Raw genomic sequence first — 14385 nt, forward strand, 5'->3', positions numbered from 1 at the left:
GGCGGTCGGTGCGCAGGATCGGAGCCGGACCGGGTACCGCGGAGAGAGGACGACAGCGCCCCGACGACGACAGGCGGCCGACATGGCGACACGGGCATCGGCGACAGGGGCCTCCACCGCGGGGGCCCCTGAGGCAGCGGCCACGGGGGCCCGGACCCCGGCGACAGCGGCCGCGGAGGCCCAGGCGGAGGCTCCGGAGAGGCGGACCGGGACGGACGACGGCGCGACGGCCCCGCCCGCCGAGGGCGTGCCCCGGCGCGGCCTGGTCCTGGGCGGCGGCGGGATGCTGGGCGCCGCCTGGACGGTCGGGGCGCTCTGCGCCGTCGAGGAGGCCACCGGCTGGCGGCCGGGCAGCGCCGACGTGCTCCTGGGAACGTCGGCCGGTGCGATCCTCGGCGCGATGCTCGCCGGCGGTGTGGGCGCCGAACAGCTCCGGGACCACCAGCGGGGCCTGCCGGTCACCAGCGGCCCGCTGGCCGGCGCGGCGTTCGACTACGACACGGCGGTCGGCGGCGCGCTGCCGCCGCGCCCACGGGCCGGTATCGGCTCGCCCGGCCTGCTGCGGGACGCCGTCCGGCACCCGCGCGAGTACCCGCTGCTGACCATGGTGTCGGCGATGGCGCCGCACGGCCGCGGCTCACTGGCGTCGGTCGGCGAGCTGGTGCACGGGCTGCACGGCCCGGGCGGCTGGCCGGACGGCTCGGCCCTGCGGGTGGCGGCGGTGGACTACCGCAACGGCCACCGGGTGGTCTTCGGCGACCCGGGCGCGCCGCCCGCCGAGGTCGCCGAGGCGGTGATGGCCTCCTGCGCGATCCCCGGCTGGTTCGCGCCGGTGCGGCTGAACGGCTCCGCGTACGTGGACGGCGGCTGCTGGTCGGCCACCAACGCGGACCTGCTGCTCGGCCGCGCCCTGGACGAGGTCTACGTGCTCGCCCCGATGGCGCTGCGGCTGCACCCGCGCGGGCGGGCCGAACCCGGCCGGGGCACCCTGGCGGCGCTGCGCGAGTGGCGCGCGCGGGACCGTCCGCGCGGTGTGCTGGCCCAGCTGGTCAGCCGCTACCGGCGGGCGGTGACCCGGCAGCTGCTGCGCGAGACCCGGCTGCTGCGGGCGGAGGGTGTCCGGGTGCGGGTGCTCGCGCCGACCCTGGCGGATCTGACGGTGATGGGCCCGAACATGATGGACCCGGCCCGCCGCGGCGCGGTGCTGGAGAGCGCGCTGTGCACCAGCCGGGCGGCCCTGGCGGGCGTGCGGTGAGACGCCCGGCCCGGACCGGACCGGGGGCGCGCGCCGCCGACCGGTGATCACGGGCGCGCTCCGGCGCTTATTCTGGGGGCGCTGGAAGCTGTGCCGCTGGACGAACCGGAGAGTGCCACCGATGCGCGTGTACGTGCCCACCACCCTGAACGGCCTGGCGGCGGCGCACCCGGGCGGCGCCCTGGAGCAGTCCGTGGCGTACGCCGTGACCCCCGCGCTGCGCGAGTGGTACGTCAGCGACGACATCGAGGAGCTGGAGTACGCGGCGCTGAACCGGGCCGCCCAGTCCTCGCTGCGGCTGCTGGCCGCGGAGCCGGACGCGCCGCGCCGCCGGGTGGTGGTGGCGCTCGACGTCGCCGACTCGGCGGTGAAGCCGTTCCCCGGTGACGAGTACCAGGACCAGGCCTCGCTCGGCCGGGTGGTGCTGGCCGGTCCGGTCCGGCTGGCGAAGGCGGCCGCGGTGCACGCGGACGTGGCCGACCAGGAGGTGGTCGCGGACGTCGAGGCGGCGGTGGCGGCCGTGGCGGCGGCCGACGCGGGTGACCAGGACGCCCAGTTCACCGTGGACGGCGCCGAGGACCACGACCTGCTCTGGTTCGCGACCCAGGAGATCCCCGCCCTGCTGGCCTGACCGGCGAGGGCCTGACCGGCGAGGGCCTGGCCGGGGGAGCCCCTGGGGGGAGCCCCTGGGGTGAGCCCCGGCCTACCGGTGCGGCGGTGACCGGCGTTACCGTTCCCTGCGTGCGCACTCATATCGTCTGGGACTGGAACGGCACGCTCTTCCACGACATGGAGGCGGTGCTCGGCGCGAGCAACGCCGCGTTCGCGACCATCGGCATCGGGCCGATGACCATGGAGGAGTACCGCGAGCAGTACGAGATCCCGATCCCCCGCTTCTACCAGCGGCTGCTCGGCCGGATGCCCTCCGAGGCCGAGTGGCTGCGGCTGGACGACGTGTTCCACGACCGGTACGTGGAGCTGAGCCCGGCCTGCGGCCTGACCGAGGGCGCGCTGGAGCTGCTGAGCGGCTGGCGGGAGGCCGGGCACAGCCAGTCGCTGCTGTCGATGTACAACCACGAGCGGCTGCTGCCGGTGGTCGACACGTTCGGCCTGACCGGCCAGTTCCTGCGGGTGGACGGCCGCAGCGGCCCGTCCGGCGGCCAGAAGGCGCAGCACCTGACCAGGCATCTGGCCGCGCTCGGGGAGCATGTGGACCCGGCCCGTACGGTGCTGATCGGCGACGCGGCGGACGACGCGCTGGCGGCGCTGGGCGTGGGTGCCCACGCGGTGCTGTACACGGGTGGCTCGCACACCCGGGCGAAGCTGGAGCCGGTCGGGGTGCCGGTGGTGGACAGCCTCGCGGAGGCGGTCGAGCTGGCCGGGCGGCTGGCCGGCTGAGGCGGGTCCGGCACCCGCGCGGGCCCGGTGCGGTGGGCGTGGCGTGAACCACGTCGACCGGTGGCGTGTCTGAGCGGGCGAACCGGCCCGTCCCTCGTCAGTCTGGATTGACGCCAGGTCAATCAGTACGACGAGCGGAGCCGCCATGCCCATCGACGCAGTCACCCAGGTCCCGACCCCGGGCAACGAGCCGGTGCGGGGCTACGCGCCCGGCAGCCCGGAGCGGGCCGGGCTGGTGCGCCGGCTGGACGAGCTGGCGGCCGAGCAGATCCCGCTGCCGATGACCATCGGCGGCGAGCAGCGGTTCGGCGGCGGCGAGCGGATCGACGTCGTCCAGCCGCACCACCACGCCGCCAAGCTCGGCGTGCTCGGCAACGCCACCCGGGAGGACGCCCGGGCCGCGGTGGACGCCGCGCTCGCCGCCGGGCGGCAGTGGCGTTCGCTCTCCTTCGACGACCGGGCGGCGGTCTTCCTGCGCGCCGCCGACCTGCTGGCCGGGCCCTGGCGGGACACCCTCAACGCGGCGACCATGCTGGGCCAGTCCAAGACCGTGCAGCAGGCCGAGATCGACTCCGCCTGCGAGCTGATCGACTTCTGGCGGTTCAACGTCGACTTCGCCCGCCGGATCCTGGCCGAGCAGCCGCTCTCCTCACCAGGGGTGTGGAACCGCACCGACCACCGCCCGCTGGAGGGCTTCGTCTACGCGATCACCCCGTTCAACTTCACCGCCATCGCGGGCAACCTGCCGACCGCGCCCGCGCTGATGGGCAACACCGTGGTCTGGAAGCCGGCCCCGACCCAGACGCTGGCCGCGTACTACCTGATGCGGCTGCTGGAGGCGGCCGGGCTGCCGCCCGGGGTGATCAACATGGTGACCGGTGACGGGCAGCAGCTCTCCCCGGTGGCGCTCACCGACCCGGCCCTCGCCGGTCTGCACTTCACCGGCTCCACCGCCACCTTCCAGTCGCTCTGGCAGACCATCGGCGCCAACATCGGCACATACCGGACGTACCCGCGGATCGTCGGCGAGACCGGCGGCAAGGACTTCCTGCTCGCCCACCGCTCGGCCGACCCGGAGATCCTGAAGACCGCGCTGATCCGCGGCGCCTTCGAGTACCAGGGCCAGAAGTGCTCCGCGCTGTCCCGCGCCTACCTGCCGCGCAGCCTCTGGCAGAAGATCAAGGACGACTTCCTGGCCGAGGTGGACGCGCTGGCCGTCGGCGATGTCACCGACCTGTCCAACTTCATGGGCGCGCTGATCGACCAGCGGGCCTTCGACAAGAACCGCGACGCGATCGACCGGGCCAAGAGCGACCCGACCGTGGAGCTGGCGGCCGGCGGCCAGTACGACGACGCCATCGGCTGGTTCGTCCGCCCGACCGTGCTGGTCTCCTCCGACCACCGCAACGAGATGTTCCGGACCGAGTACTTCGGTCCGGTCCTCGCCGTCCACGTCTACGAGGACGCCCGCTGGGACGACGTCCTCAAGCGGGTCGACGGCGGCGCGCCGTACGGGCTGACCGGCGCGGTGATCGCCCAGGACCGCTACGCGATCGCCCGCGCGGTGGAGGAACTGCGCTTCACCGCGGGCAACTTCTACATCAACGACAAGCCGACCGGCGCGGTGGTCGGCCAGCAGCCGTTCGGTGGCGGCCGGGCCTCGGGCACCAACGACAAGGCGGGCGCCGCTCAGAACCTGCTGCGGTGGACCTCGGCACGCTCCATCAAGGAGACCTTCGTCCCGCCGACCGCCCACGGCTACCCGCATATGGGCTGATGGCGAACATGACGGACCGGTTTGGACATGCTGTCCAGGACGGACGGATCTTCCTGCGGGTTTGCGCCTCCCTGTCCCCTGACACCTTCGTTTCAGCCCGTTAGGCTGGCTGGCGTCGTCGGGTGGTTCCGCAGGCCGAACGTCTCGTCCTACCCGCTGTAAAGGTGTTTCATGCGTGCCATGGAGGCCTTTCAGCCGGGTGGTGGGGCAGGATTGCGAGTGACCCGGCGGTGCGTGTCCATACACCACCGAGTCACGCAACGGCGCGCGACAGGAGCCAAGAAGTCATGCAGACCAAGCTGGACGCAGCCAAGGCCGAACTGCTCAAGAAGGCAGCAGCAGCCGCTGAGAACAGCCAGGTGGGGGGAGCGGCGCCGGGGGAGGGTCTGAGCAACGGCGCTCTGACCGCGTACCTGCACCACTACTACCTCCACACCGCGCCCGAGGACCTGGTCGACCGCGACCCGGTCGACGTGTACGGCGCGGCCGCCTCCCACTACCGCCTCGGTCTCAAGCGCCCCCAGGGCACCGCCGAGGTCCGGGTGCACACCCCCTCGGTGGAGGAGAACGGCTGGTCCTGCGGCCACACCGTGGTCGAGGTCGTCACCGACGACATGCCGTTCCTGGTCGACTCGGTCACCAACGAGCTCTCCCGCCAGGACCGCGCGATCCACGTCGTGATCCACCCGCAGCTCGTGGTCCGCCGTGACATCACCGGCAAGCTGCTGGAGATCCTCGACATCGACGCCTGCGCCCGCAGCCAGGCCGCCGGCACCGAGTGGCCCGCCGACGCGGTGGTCGAGTCGTGGATGCACATCGAGGTCGACCGCGAGACCGACCGCGAGGACCTGCGCGCGATCGAGGCCGACCTGCGCCGCGTGCTCGGCGACGTCCGCGAGGTCGTCGAGGACTGGTCCAAGATGCGCGACTCCGCGCTGCGGCTGGCCGACGAGCTGGCCGAGGAGCCCCCGACCGGGCTGCCCGAGCAGGAGGTCGGCGAGGCCTGGGAGCTGATGCGCTGGCTCGCCGACGACCACTTCACCTTCCTCGGTTACCGCGAGTACGACCTGGTCGAGCACGACGGCGAGGAGGTCCTGCGGGCCGTCGCCGGCACCGGCCTCGGCATCCTGCGCTCCGACCCGTTCACCCGCGACGAGGACCACCACCCGGTCAGCGAGGCCTTCGGCCGGCTCTCCGCGCCGGTGCGCGCCAAGGCCCACGAGAAGAAGCTGCTCGTCCTCACCAAGGCCAACAGCCGCGCCACCGTGCACCGCCCGTCCTACCTCGACTACGTCGGCGTGAAGAAGTTCGACGCCAACGGCGAGGTCATCGGCGAGCGCCGCTTCCTCGGCCTGTTCTCGGCCGCCGCGTACACCGAGTCGGTCAGCCGCATCCCGGTGGTGCGCCGCAAGGTCCAGGACGTCATCGCCAGCTCCGGCTTCTCCACCGAGAGCCACGACGGCCGCGACCTGCTGCAGATCCTGGAGACCTTCCCCCGGGACGAGATCTTCCAGACCCCGGCCGCCGAGCTGCTCCAGATCGCCACCAGCGTGCTCTACCTGCAGGAGCGCCGCCGGCTGCGGCTGTTCCTGCGCCAGGACGAGTACGGGCGCTACTTCTCCGCGATGGTCTACCTGCCGCGCGACCGCTACACCACCCGCATCCGGCTGCGCCTGATGGACATCCTGATGCAGGAGCTCAACGGCGCCTCGATCGACTACACGGTCTGGTCGACGGAGTCGGTGCTGACCCGGCTGCACTTCGTCGTCCGGGTCACCCCGGGCAGCGAACTGCCGCAGCTCACCGACGCCGAGATCGAGCGGATCGAGGGCAAGCTCGCCGAGGCCGCCCGCTTCTGGATGGACGGCTTCAACGACCAGCTGCACATCGAGCTGGGCGAGGAGAAGGCCGCCGAGCTCTCCCGCAAGTACGCCAACGCCTTCCCCGACGGCTACCGCGCCGACTTCACCGCGCGCACCGCCGTCGCCGACCTCAAGCAGATCGAGTCGCTGCACGGCGAGGGCGACTTCCGCCTCAACCTGTACCAGCCGGTCGGCGCGGGCGACGACGAGCGCCGCTTCAAGATCTACCGGGTCGGCGGCCCGATCTCGCTCACCGAGGTCCTGCCGGTCCTCCAGCGGCTGGGCGTCGAGGTGCTCGACGAGCACCCGTACGCGCTGACCCGCTCGGACCACACCACCGCCTGGGTCTACGACTTCGGCCTGCGGCTGCGCGAGGCCGTCGAGCTGACCGACGAGGCTCGCGAGCGCTTCCAGGAGACCTTCGCCGCCACCTGGACCGGCCTGGCCGAGAACGACGGCTTCAACGAGCTGGTCCTCACCGCCGGGCTGACCTGGCGCCAGGCGATGATGCTGCGCGCGTACGCCAAGTACCTGCGCCAGGCGGGTTCCACGTTCTCCCAGGACTACATGGAGGACGCGCTCCGCAACAACACCCACACCACCCGCCTGCTGGTGAACCTCTTCGAGGCCCGGCTGAGCCCCAGCCACCAGCAGGGCTCCGCCGAGCTGACCGAGGGCATCCTGGAGGAGCTGTCCGGCGCGCTGGACGAGGTCGTCTCGCTGGACGAGGACCGCATCCTGCGCTCCTTCCTGCACCTCATCAAGGCCACCCTGCGCACCAACTTCTTCCAGCACGCCGGTGAGCACGGCGAGTGGCACGCGTACGTGTCGATGAAGTTCGACCCGAAGGCCATCCCGGACCTGCCGGCCCCGCGCCCGGCGTTCGAGATCTGGGTGTACTCGCCGCAGGTCGAGGGCGTGCACCTGCGCTTCGGCAAGGTCGCCCGCGGCGGCCTGCGCTGGTCCGACCGGCGTGAGGACTTCCGGACCGAGATCCTCGGCCTGGTCAAGGCGCAGATGGTGAAGAACACCGTCATCGTGCCGGTCGGCGCCAAGGGCGGCTTCGTCGCCAAGCAGCTGCCGGACCCGTCGGTGGACCGGGACGCCTGGATGGCCGAGGGCATCTCGTCCTACAAGACGTTCATCTCGGCGCTGCTGGATGTCACCGACAACCTGGTCGGCGGCGAGGTCGTCCACCCGGCCGACGTGGTCCGCCACGACGAGGACGACACCTACCTGGTCGTCGCCGCCGACAAGGGCACCGCGAGCTTCTCCGACATCGCCAACGGCGTCGCGGAGTCGTACGGCTTCTGGCTGGGCGACGCGTTCGCCTCCGGCGGCTCGGCCGGCTACGACCACAAGGGCATGGGCATCACCGCCCGCGGCGCCTGGGAGTCGGTCAAGCGCAACTTCCGCGAGCTCGGCGTCGACACCCAGACCGAGGACTTCACCGTCGTCGGCATCGGCGACATGTCCGGCGACGTCTTCGGCAACGGCATGCTGCTCAGTGAGCACATCCGCCTGGTCGCCGCCTTCGACCACCGGCACATCTTCCTCGACCCGAACCCGGACGCGGCCGCCTCGTACGCCGAGCGCCGCCGCCTCTTCGAGCTGCCGCGCAGCTCCTGGGACGACTACGACAAGTCGCTGATCTCGGCGGGCGGCGGCGTCTTCCCGCGCAGCGCCAAGTCGATCCAGCTCAGCCCGCAGGCCCGGGCCGTGCTGGGCATCGAGCAGTCCCGGCTCACCCCGGCCGAGCTGATGAAGGCCGTGCTGCAGGCGCCCGTCGACCTGTTCTGGAACGGCGGCATCGGCACCTACGTCAAGGCCTCGGCCGAGACCAACGCCGAGGTCGGCGACAAGGCCAACGACTCCATCCGGGTCAACGGCGAGCAGGTCCGCGCCCGGGTCGTCGGCGAGGGCGGCAACCTCGGCTGCACCCAGCTCGGCCGCATCGAGTACGCCGCGTCCGGCGGGCCCGCGGGCACCGGCGGCTGGATCGACACCGACGCCATCGACAACTCGGCCGGCGTGGACACCTCGGACCACGAGGTCAACATCAAGATCCTGCTCAACCAGGTCGTCGCCGACGGCGACATGACGGTCAAGCAGCGGAACGCGCTGCTCGCCGAGATGACCGACGAGGTCGGCCGCCTGGTGCTGCGCAACAACTACGCGCAGAACGTGGTACTGGCCAACGCCGTCGCCCAGGCGACCAGTATGGTCAACGTCCACTCCCGGATGATCAACCGGCTGGAGCGCCAGGGCCAGCTCGACCGGGCCCTGGAGTTCCTGCCCGCCGAGCGCCAGATCCGCGAGCGCCAGCAGAGCGGCCGCGGCCTGTCGCAGCCCGAGATGGCCGTCCTGCTCGCCTACACCAAGATCACCCTGGCCGAGGAGCTGCTCGCCACCGAGCTGCCCGACGACCCGTTCTTCCGCACCGCGCTGCACGAGTACTTCCCCAGCGCGCTGCGGGCCCGGTTCGCCGAGGCGATCGACAACCACGCGCTGCGCCGCGAGATCATCACCACGCTGATCGTCAACGACACGATCAACCGCGGCGGCTGCACCTTCGCCTTCAGGCTGAAGGAGGAGACCGGCGCCACGTACGAGGAGATCGCCCGCACGCACACCGCCGCGCGCGCCGTCTTCGGCCTGGAGGAGATCTGGTCCGAGATCGAGGGCCTGGACAACCAGGTCTCCGCTCACGCCCAGACCAAGATGCGGCTGCACTCGCGGCGCCTCGTCGAGCGCGCCACCCGGTGGATGCTCAACAACCGCCGCCAGCCGCTCGACATCGCCGGCACCATCGAGTTCTTCCACGACCGGGTCAACCAGGTCTGGGGCGCGCTGCCCAAGCCGCTCCGCGGCGACGACCTGGCCTGGTACGAGTCCGTCTACAACGAGCTCGTCGGAGCCGGCGTGCCGGAGGCGCTCGCCACCCGGGTCGCGGGTCTCTCCTCGACCTTCCCGACCCTGGACATCACCGAGGTCGCGGACCGTTCCGGCAAGGACGTCGCCGAGGTCGCCGAGCTCTACTACGACCTCGCCGACCGCCTCCAGATCACCCACCTGCTCGACCGCATCATCGAACTGCCGCGCACCGACCGCTGGTCGTCGATGGCCCGGGCCGCCATCCGCGAGGACCTCTTCGCGGCCCACGCGGCGCTGACCGCCGACATCCTGGCCTGCGGCCCCGAGGGCGCCACCCCCGAGGAGCGCTACAGCGCCTGGGCGGAGCTCAACGGCACGCTGCTGAACCGGGCGAAGAGCACCCTCGACGACATAAGGGGTTCGGACAACTACGAGCTGTCCAGCCTGTCGGTGGCCATGCGCGTCATCCGCACCCTGCTCCGCACGGGTTCGATGCGCTGACGGAACCGGTGGAACGGCGGGCCCGCGTCTTCGGACGCGGGCCCGCCGCCGTATGCGGGGGCCCTGGCGGCCGGAGGCGGCGGCGGAGCCGGGGCCGCAGGGTGATGCCGCGATCACCCTGCGCGTGAACCGGTTCGTGGCCTGGGTGTGACGTGCGGGTTGACGCCGTGTCACAATGTTCGGCATTTCTCTGCCGGGGTGGCGGCAGGGGGCGGAGTTTTGCCCCAACTGCCCTGTTTGACAGCTGTTCTGGCGTGCCGGGAGTTGCAGTAGGCTAACTCCGCGATAGGCGTTGCCGCAGGTCTCGTACCGGAAGAGCTCCACCGACGTGATGAAACAACAGGTGTCTTTCGAAGGGGCTGGGCCGCCAGTCCCATTCGCGCAGGGCGGTCCGGAGCCGTTCCTGACGCGATGCCACCTGAAGAGAGTTTCATGACGTCATTTGTGCAGGAACCCTTTTTCTGGGTCTTTATCGTGGTGGTGCTCGCAGCCGTCGGGGCCGCCCTCCAGGCCCGCAGGACGAATCTCGCCCTGCGTAGGAGAAACGTTTCCCTAGAGGAGGCGAGCTCCCTGGCGCAGCGTCAGCGCGACGACCTGAGCGCACTGAACGCACGTCTGCAGGGCCAGTACGCGGCCGAGCTGGCGGAGGTCCGCCGGGACGCCGAGGAGGACACCAAGGCCGTCCTCAAGGCGGCGATGCGGACGCTGCAGGGCCTGGCCGACGAGCAGCAGATCGTCATCGAGAAGGTGCAGCGGAAGTACGGCAACAGCCCGCAGATCCTGGCCGACCTGATGCTGGTCGACCACGCGAACAGCCAGTTCGGCCGTCGCTCCCAGGGCATCGCGGTGCTCTGCGGCGGCTGGCTGGGCCGCAGGGAGAGCGTCGCCTCGGTCTACGACGTGGCCCGCAGCGCCCAGGGCCGGATCCGGCACTTCGACCGGGTGCGGATCCACTCCCGGGTCAGCGTCTCGCTCGCCAGCAAGGTGGTCGAGCCGGTCGCCGTCGTGCTGGCCGAGCTGCTGGCCAACGCCACCAACTACTCCGCCCCGGACACCCCGGTGGAGATCAGTGTCCAGGCCGTCCCGACCGGCGTCTGCCTGATCATCGACGACGCCGGCCTCGGGATGGGGCAGGAGGAGAAGGACCGCGCGGCCGCGCTGCTGAACCCGGGCGCGCCGATCAGCCTCACCAGCCTGGGCAACCCCCCGAAGTTCGGCTTCGCCGTCTCCGGCATGCTGGCCGCCCGCTACGGCTTCCGCGTCTCCGTCGACTCGGTCTCCCCGTACGGCGGCGTGCGGGCCGTGGTGCTCCTGCCGACCGAGCTGCTCAGCAGCGAGGTCGCGCCCATGGCGGCCCCCGAGCGCGGCGAGTACCAGGGCGAGCCCGCGGAGCAGCCCCTGCCGGTCCGGGGGCAGGCCCCCGGGCAGCGGCTCGCGTCGTTGCCCGAGCCGGCCCCGGCCACCCTCGCCCCGGTCGCCCCGGCCACCCTGTCCCCGGTAGCCGCGGCCCCGGAGCCGGCGGAACCGGAGATGACGGCGGACGGACGGCTGCCCCGGCGCCGCCGCCAGCGCACCGTCTCGGTGGTCCCGCACCCGCAGGACTCCGGCCGCGTCGACGAGCCGGTGCGGACCACCGGCCAGGAGACGGCGTCCCGCCTCGGCGCGTTCCAGCGCGGGACGCTCTCCGGGCGCAACACCATGACCACGGAAGGAACCGAGAACCAGTGAGCCCTGATCTGTCCTGGGTGCTCAACGATGTACTCCAGGTGCCCGGTGCCCGGCACGCCATTCTGGTCTCCGCCGACGGCCTCCTGCTCGAACGGTCCAGCGGGATCGGCCGTGACGAGGCGGAGACCAACGCCGCCGCGATGAGCTCGATGCAGTCGCTGAGCCGGGCGGTCGCCCCGTTCGTCGGCGGCAGTGGCGGGACCTGGCGCCAGACCCTCCTGGAGTACGACCACGGCTGGATCTTCCTGATCGCGGCCGGCAGCGGAGCCTACCTCGCGGCCTCCACCGCCTCCGACGTCGACATGGAGGCGATGTCCTTCCGGATGCAGCAGCAGGTGGGCGCGCTCGGCCGGGCGATGACCGCGGCGCCGCGCCAGAGTACGCACAGCGGGTCATGACGGTGCCCGGCGAGGAGCAGCGGGTGGCCGGCGGTTTCATACGCTCCTATGTCATCACCGGCGGCCGTGAGTTACCGAGTGCGGACGATCTCTCCCTGATCACCCTGGTCACCGTCGCTCCCGAGCAGGAACTCCCGGCCCTGCCGAGCCCGGAGACCGTGGCGATCTGGGAACTGTGCTCCGGCGGCTACCTCTCGGTGGCGGAGGTCTCGGCCCGTCTGGGGCTGCCGGTGGGGGTGGTGAGGCTGCTGCTGACGGACCTGATCCGCGAGGGACGGCTGCTGCGCCGGGCGACCCCGCCGCCGGCCCAGGCCCCGGATCCGAGACTCCTAGAGAAGGTGCTGCATGGACTTCAACGCCGGTTCGCCTGAGGACATCTACGTCCCGGGCGCGGTGACGACCGCTGTCAAGATCCTGGTCGTGGGGCACTTCGCGGTCGGCAAGACCACGCTGATCGGCGCCCTGTCGGAGATCGCCCCGCTGAGCACCGAGGAGAAGATGACGCAGGCGTCCACCCGCGTCGACGACCTCCGGGGGGTGCCGGACAAGAAGACCACGACCGTCGCCCTGGACTTCGGCCGGCTGACGCTCGGCGACGACCTGGTGCTGTACCTGTTCGGCACGCCGGGCCAGCAGCGCTTCATGCAGCTCTGGGAGGACATGGCGCGGGGGGCGCTGGGCGCGTTGCTGCTGGCCGACCCGACCCGCCTCTCGGACACGTTCCCGGTCATCGACCTGATCGAGCAGTACGGCCTGGAGTACGCCGTGGCGGTCAACAGCTTCGACCGGCAGAGCGACTACACCGAGGACGAACTGCGCGAGGCGCTCGACCTGCTGCCGCACACGCCGGTGGTGTTCTGCGACGCGCGGGACCAGCGGTCGTCGGCCGACGCCCTGCTGACCCTCGTTCGGCACCTGCTCGAACGCGCCTCCTGACCTTCTCCTCCCGTCACCGTCCCCCGGGGCCGCACCCGCCCGGGGCCACTTCCAAGGAACGACCCATGGAATCTCCGCAGCGACCCGCCCCGCAGTCGCCTCCCCCGGGCTGCCCGATGCACGGTGGGCGCACACCGCTGTACGGGGAGATGTTCTCGTCCGACCCCGGCGTGGTCTACGACCAGCTGCGCGCCCACGGTCCCGCCGCCCCGGTGGAGCTGTCCCCGGGCGTGGAGGCCACCCTGGTCACCTCGCACGAGGCCGCCCTGCGGGTGCTGCAGAACCCGGGGCTGTTCGCCCGGGACTCCCGGCGATGGGCGGCGCTGAACGAAGGACGGGTGCCGCTGGACAGCCCCGTCCTGCCGATGATGTTCTACCGGCCCAACTGCCTCTTCACGGACGGCACCGAGCACCTGCGGCTCCGCAAGGCCGTCATCGAGAGCCTGGAGCGGCTCAACGACAACCGGCTCAACCGGCACGTCGAGCGGATCGCCGGCTACCTGATCGACCAGTTCAGCCCGCTGGGCCGGGCCGACCTGCTCAACGACTACGCCAAGCTGCTGCCGCTGCTGCTGTTCAACCAGCTCTTCGGCTGCCCGGCCGACATCGGCGACCGGCTGACCCGCAGCATGTCCGCGCTCTTCGACGGCCTGGACGTGATCCAGGCCAACGAGGAGCTGAACGCCTGCCTGATGGACCTGGTCGCGCTGAAGCGCCGTCAGCCGGGCGACGACATCACCTCGTGGCTCGTCCAGCACCCGGCCGGCCTGCGCGACGAGGAGCTCAAGGACCAGCTGGTCATGCTGATGGGCGCCGGCGTCGAGCCCGAGCGCAACCTGATAGGCAACGCGCTGCTCCTGCTGCTGTCCGGTGAGAACGCGGACGGCGGCTCCGGTCTGCGCATCGAGGACGCCCTCGACGACGTGCTGTGGAACAACCCGCCGATCGCCAACTACGCGACGCACTTCCCGATGCAGGACGTCGAGGTGGGCGGGGTCCGGATGGCCGCGGACAGCCCGGTGGTGATCAGCTTCGCCGCCGCCAACAGCGACCCCGTGCTGACGGACGCCCGGCTGACCCTCAGCAAGGGCGCCCACCTGGCCTGGGGCGCCGGCCCGCACGCCTGCCCGGCCAAGTCCCCGGCCCAGTTGATCGCCCTGACCGCGATCGAGTGCCTGCTCAACGCGCTCCCGGACGTCACGCTCGCCGTGCCCGCGCAGAGTCTGGAGTGGCGGCCGGGCCCCTTCCAGCGCGGACTGGTCTCGCTGCCGGTGCGGTTCAGCCCGACGTCCGCCCGTACCCCGGGGCCGGGCACGGGCGCCGCCCCGAGCGGGCCGGCCGCCTGGCCGACCGCCGCCCCCGAGACGCCGCACCAGCAGGCCGCCGCACCCGCCGCCGGCCGGGCCCCGGGCAAGCACAAGGGGTGGTGGAGCTCCTTCCTGGACGTCTTCCGGCTCTGACCGGGGGCCGGATTCCGGGCAACCGCCGTGAGGCGAACGGAATCCGGCGCCTCCGGAGCACGTGACGGGAGCAACACGGATCGACGCTTGAGCGCGCTGGGGCTGGGTAGATCGCCGCCGTACTGCCCGCCCGTGCAAGGAGCCCCGTGTGACCGCCATGTTGGAAGCCCGCCCCGGGAACCCGGAGTGCCGCGCT

General features: G+C 71.9%; 10 protein-coding genes. All 10 read left to right on the forward strand.

Translation table 11 applies throughout. The annotated features are described in order from the left end of the window. Positions 1 to 82: 82 nt before the first annotated feature. Entirely contained in the window at positions 83 to 1255 is a 1173-nt protein-coding gene (locus tag AB0P06_RS26835; RefSeq protein ID WP_363611604.1) for a patatin-like phospholipase family protein, read from the forward strand. Positions 1256 to 1376: 121 nt separating this feature from the next. Continuing rightward, complete coding sequence (locus tag AB0P06_RS26840; RefSeq protein WP_363611606.1) at positions 1377 to 1886, forward strand: hypothetical protein; 510 nt, start codon at positions 1377 to 1379, stop codon at positions 1884 to 1886. 110 nt (positions 1887 to 1996) lie between these two features. Further along, positions 1997 to 2653, forward strand: coding sequence for a haloacid dehalogenase-like hydrolase (locus tag AB0P06_RS26845; protein ID WP_363611607.1), 657 nt, complete (start codon positions 1997 to 1999; stop codon positions 2651 to 2653). Between the two features lie 151 nt (positions 2654 to 2804). Next, on the forward strand, positions 2805 to 4430 hold the full coding sequence (gene pruA, locus AB0P06_RS26850; protein ID WP_363611665.1) for an L-glutamate gamma-semialdehyde dehydrogenase: 1626 nt from the start codon (positions 2805 to 2807) through the stop codon (positions 4428 to 4430). A gap of 287 nt (positions 4431 to 4717) precedes the next feature. After that, positions 4718 to 9667, forward strand: a complete 4950-nt coding sequence (locus AB0P06_RS26855; protein WP_363611609.1) for an NAD-glutamate dehydrogenase — start codon at positions 4718 to 4720, stop codon at positions 9665 to 9667. Between the two features lie 432 nt (positions 9668 to 10099). After that, positions 10100 to 11395 (forward strand): ATP-binding protein, encoded by a 1296-nt coding sequence (locus AB0P06_RS26860; RefSeq protein ID WP_363611611.1) that lies wholly within the window; start codon positions 10100 to 10102, stop codon positions 11393 to 11395. Beyond that, positions 11392 to 11793: a roadblock/LC7 domain-containing protein gene (locus tag AB0P06_RS26865; RefSeq protein WP_363611613.1), complete on the forward strand. Its 402-nt coding sequence runs from the start codon at positions 11392 to 11394 to the stop codon at positions 11791 to 11793. Before AB0P06_RS26860 ends, AB0P06_RS26865 begins: the two co-directional genes overlap by 4 nt. Further along, complete coding sequence (locus tag AB0P06_RS26870) at positions 11790 to 12164, forward strand: DUF742 domain-containing protein (protein ID WP_363611615.1); 375 nt, start codon at positions 11790 to 11792, stop codon at positions 12162 to 12164. Before AB0P06_RS26865 ends, AB0P06_RS26870 begins: the two co-directional genes overlap by 4 nt. After that, the gene (locus AB0P06_RS26875) at positions 12139 to 12729 is read left to right on the forward strand and encodes an ATP/GTP-binding protein (protein WP_363611617.1); all 591 of its coding nucleotides are present in this window, start codon (positions 12139 to 12141) and stop codon (positions 12727 to 12729) included. The genes AB0P06_RS26870 and AB0P06_RS26875 overlap by 26 nt, the downstream gene beginning before the upstream one ends. Before the next feature lie 65 nt (positions 12730 to 12794). After that, on the forward strand, positions 12795 to 14189 hold the full coding sequence (locus tag AB0P06_RS26880) for a cytochrome P450 (RefSeq protein ID WP_363611619.1): 1395 nt from the start codon (positions 12795 to 12797) through the stop codon (positions 14187 to 14189). Positions 14190 to 14385 lie beyond the last annotated feature (196 nt).

Source organism: Kitasatospora sp. NPDC088351, from assembly GCF_040685575.1.
Taxonomy (GTDB): domain Bacteria; phylum Actinomycetota; class Actinomycetes; order Streptomycetales; family Streptomycetaceae; genus Kitasatospora.

Excerpts from the sequence above, each read along its gene's own strand:
- AB0P06_RS26835 (WP_363611604.1), top strand. The coding sequence starts at position 83 with ATGGCGACACGGGCATCGGCGACAGGGGCCTCCACCGCGGGGGCCCCT.
- AB0P06_RS26840 (WP_363611606.1), top strand. The coding sequence starts at position 1,377 with ATGCGCGTGTACGTGCCCACCACCCTGAACGGCCTGGCGGCGGCGCAC.
- AB0P06_RS26855 (WP_363611609.1), top strand. The coding sequence starts at position 4,718 with ATGCAGACCAAGCTGGACGCAGCCAAGGCCGAACTGCTCAAGAAGGCA.
- AB0P06_RS26860 (WP_363611611.1), top strand. The coding sequence starts at position 10,100 with ATGACGTCATTTGTGCAGGAACCCTTTTTCTGGGTCTTTATCGTGGTG.
- AB0P06_RS26870 (WP_363611615.1), top strand. The coding sequence starts at position 11,790 with ATGACGGTGCCCGGCGAGGAGCAGCGGGTGGCCGGCGGTTTCATACGC.
- AB0P06_RS26875 (WP_363611617.1), top strand. The coding sequence starts at position 12,139 with ATGGACTTCAACGCCGGTTCGCCTGAGGACATCTACGTCCCGGGCGCG.
- AB0P06_RS26880 (WP_363611619.1), top strand. The coding sequence starts at position 12,795 with ATGGAATCTCCGCAGCGACCCGCCCCGCAGTCGCCTCCCCCGGGCTGC.